Below are 3721 nucleotides of genomic sequence, written 5' to 3' on the forward strand. Positions count from 1 at the left end.
CGCGGGCGCCCCGGCATGCCGGGGCGCGCGCACACTGCCCGAGAACCGAGGAAAGGCTGGAAAACACCGGCATGGATGACAACACCGACCCGGCCGCATTCGCCGTCCCGACATTGCAGACCCGCGTCGAAAGCTGGGAATGCGACTTCAACGACCACTGGAACGCCCGCTACTATTCCCGCAGCTTCCAGATGGCGGCCGAGACCGTCGCGGCGCTGGCCGGCGGCGAAAATCCCGGCATGGCGGCCATCGCCCTGCGCGTGATCCGCTTTCACCGGGAACTTCGCGCCGGCGCCGCGGTCGAAATCCGCTCGCTGCGGGTGGCGGATGGCCCCCATGCCGGTGCCGCGGTCCATCTGCTGTCCAGCGCCGGCGCGCTTTCGGCCACCGCCTTCGACCTGCCCGGCACCGGCGCAAGCCGCCTGCCGGCCATCCGGTCCGGCCTGCTGGCCACGGCCCTGCCGCGCGGCGACATCCTGGCCAAGCTGGCGGCGACGAGCCGGCCGGGCGACCACCTGACCATGTCCGGCCCGGTGCGTCCCGACGACCTGGACCACAGGGGCGCGCTGCTTTACGAAACCATCATCCGGCGGGTCGGCCACGGCATGTATGACCGGCTGGCCCTTGCCGGCCTGACGCCGGAGTTCACCCGCGACACCGGGATCGGCCGGATGGCGGCGCAAAGCTCGGTCCGGCCCGTCCACCGGCCCTGCCCGCCCGGAACCGTCCTGCGCGTCCGCTCGCGCATCTCGCAGGTGGGCGCAAAGATCTTCTCCACATGGCATTGCCTGGAAGCCGCGGATGGCACGGCGCTGGCCCATATCGCGCATGACATGCTTGCCGTCGACCTGGAGCGGCGCCGCGCCGTCACCCCGCCCGCCTTCCTGCAGGATGCGGTCGGCTGAGAAGGCGGCCGCCGCAGGCCCAGATTACCGGCCCGGCCACGCGCCTCGCCCGCCTTTCGGCCCTTCGCAACCGGGTCGCATGGTGCGCAGCGGCGGGGTGGCGACCAGCCCGGTGCAGGCCGGGCTGGGCATGACCATCCAGCCCGAATGCCTGATCTATCGCGACAGGCTTGGCGAGGTCGCGGTCGTGCGGCGGGACGAGCCCTGGGCCAAGCGCCCGATCCTGATCACCCCCGCCCAGGGCAGGGTGCCGGGGCGCGCGGCTGATGGCGCAGCCTCTGGATCGCCCGCCTCGGCCTGATCGCGGCCTCCAGGTTTTCCCGATAGCCTGCATCGCTTCGGCCTGCCGAGATTGTTCTGGCCTACAGCGCGGCATTTCCACGAAAATCGGTGGCGATACCAGACGCAGGGGCGGGACCGGCCCCTGTACATGAAAATCGCGACGATCCGCGAAGCGGGAGGAAACGACATGAAACCGAGCAGCCTGGCGCTGGCCGCCGCTTCCTGCTTCCGACCCCGGCGGCAGAGGGCAAGCCGTCGTGCCGGCTAGGTTTCCTCACCCGCCAATTTGCAAGAACAAATTCTGCACAGCAAAATTAACTGTTGATTCGCGAAACGATTCTGCTAATCAATCTGTCCAGGGACGCAAGCCGGCTGGAAACGCCTCGGCACGCCTCGGGGAGGGATGAAATGAAAACCTGGCTGATCACCGGCGCCGACAAGGGGCTGGGCCATTCGCTGGCACAGTCCGCGCTGGCGCAGGGCGACAATGTCGTCGTCACCGTCCTGGCCGCAGACGGCCAGAGCCCGCTGGCCCAGGCATTCCCGGACCGTTGCCGGTCCTTTCACCTGAACGCCGCCGACCATGCCCGCTTTCCCGCCGTCGTCGCCAAGGCCGAGGCGGCCTTCGGCGGCATCGACGTGCTGGTGAACAATGCCGGCTACGGCCTGGCCTCGACCGCCGAGGAAACCCCGGCCGAGAAATACCGCCCGCTCTTCGACGTGAACTTCTTCGGCACCACCGAGATGGTGCGCGCCGTGCTGCCCGGCATGCGCAAGCGCCGGCGCGGCCATGTCATCAACTTCTCCTCGATGGTCGGCTTCGCGGCCGCGCCGGGCTTCTCGTTCTACAGCGCGGCGAAATTCGCGGTCGAGGGCTATTCCGAGGCGCTGGCCAAGGAGGTGGCGCCCTTGGGCATCAAGGTGACGATCGTCGAGCCGGGCGGCTTTCGCAGCGATTTCGCCGGGCCGTCGCTGGATACCAGATTCTCGCAGATCGAGGATTACGCCGAGCTGGGCGCGGCGCTGCGCGGCTATACCGCGGCGCGGCACGGCAAGCAGCCCAACGATCCGGCGCTGCTTGGCCCCGCGCTCTGCCGCATCGCCGCCGAGGCCGAGCCGCCCCTGCGCCTGCCGCTGGGCCGGGACGCGCTCGACTACATCCGCGCCGACATCGCCCAGGTCCTGGCCGAGTTGGAGCGCTGGGAAGACATCGCAGGCTCAACAACCAGAGAGCCCTGAAAAGGGGCCGCATCGCGACAACAATGGGAGGTCGTCATGTCGCACAAGTGTTTCGGTTTCATGGTCGCAGCCATGATGTCGGTGTCCGCACCGGCCATGGCGCAGGAAACCACCTTCAAGTTCGCGCATTTCCTGCCCGCCAGCCATCTGATGTGGGAGGAAGGCGGCAGGATCTTTACCGATGCGGTGGTCGAGGCAAGCGGCGGGACGGTGAAATGGAACGTCTATCCCGCCGCCCAGCTGGGCAAGGATTCGCTGGCGGTGCTCAGCGCGAACCTGGCCGATGTCTCGCTGATCGCGCCCTCCTATGCGCAGGAGAAGTTCCCGCTGAGCGCGGTGGTCGAGCTTCCCGGCGGCTATTCCACCTCTTGCGAAGGCACCGCGAAATTCTGGCACCTGAGCCAGCCCGGCGGCTTCCTGGCACAGGAAGAGTTCGACGCGCTCGACATCCATCCGCTGTTCGTGCTGACGCTGTCGCCCTACAAGGTCATGACCTCGCAAAGGCAGGTCGAGCGGCTGGAAGACATGGCCGGCCTCAAGCTGCGCGTGACCGGCGAGGCCATGGACAAGACCGTGCGCGCCCTAGGCGGCGTGCCCGTCCGCATCCAGTCCAGCGAGATGTATGATTCGATCAGCCGCGGCACGGTCGACGGCGCGCTTTACCCCTTTGGCGGCGTCACGCCCTACAAGCTGGAAGAGGTGCTGCACAACGCCGTCGGCGGCCCCCGGCTGGGCTCGGGCATCGTGATCTACGCGATGAGCAAGAAGGGCTGGGACCGGCTGCCCGAGGACATGAAGGCCATCTTCACCGAGGCGGCCGCCATGGCCCAGGAGGCGGCCTGCGCGGCGCAGGATCGCGAGGACAGCCAGATCCGCGACCAGATCGTCGCCGATGCCGGCTTCAAGGCGATGGACCTGCCCGCCGAGGAAAGCGCCCGCTGGGACGCGGCGCTGGAGCCGGTCGTCCAGGACTGGGCGGCGCGGATGGACGCGCAGGGCAAGAAAGGCTCGCAGGCGCTGGAAGCCTATCGCGCCGCAAGCCCCGAATTCTGAAAACCGCGGTCCCCCCGACCCTTCCGGGGCCAGGGGGACCGCATGGCCAGGCCTGCCTGTCCCGGACGCTTCCCCGCCGCGGGGAATGACGGGGGCAGGCAAAGCGCCCGGCCCGCCGCAGGACGGCACCCTGTCCGGCCTTCCCCACGGGATCGCCGCGGGTCGCCTGCCGGCACAGCCCATCGTTCGAAATCCCGCAACCGGCCGCACCTGCCGTGCGGCGCGATGCATCACCAGGCTCA

4 protein-coding genes are annotated in these 3721 nt (G+C 68.8%); all 4 read left to right on the forward strand.

Annotated elements, in window-relative coordinates:
- The coding region (locus tag FE811_RS26090) for a thioesterase family protein (RefSeq protein WP_219848968.1) at positions 1–905 on the forward strand (905 nt) is incomplete at its 5' end.
- A gap of 79 nt (positions 906–984) precedes the next feature.
- On the forward strand, positions 985–1206 hold the full coding sequence (locus tag FE811_RS26095) for a hypothetical protein (RefSeq protein ID WP_116222650.1): 222 nt from the start codon (positions 985–987) through the stop codon (positions 1204–1206).
- 389 nt (positions 1207–1595) lie between these two features.
- A complete protein-coding gene (locus FE811_RS26100; protein ID WP_116222649.1) occupies positions 1596–2426 on the forward strand; it encodes an oxidoreductase in 831 nt (276 codons plus the stop codon).
- 36 nt (positions 2427–2462) lie between these two features.
- Positions 2463–3479 (forward strand): TRAP transporter substrate-binding protein DctP, encoded by a 1017-nt coding sequence (dctP, locus tag FE811_RS26105; RefSeq protein WP_116222648.1) that lies wholly within the window; start codon positions 2463–2465, stop codon positions 3477–3479.
- Positions 3480–3721 lie beyond the last annotated feature (242 nt).

Origin of the sequence: Paracoccus sp. FO-3 (assembly GCF_006386455.1) — a bacterium.
Lineage (GTDB): Bacteria > Pseudomonadota > Alphaproteobacteria > Rhodobacterales > Rhodobacteraceae > Paracoccus > Paracoccus versutus.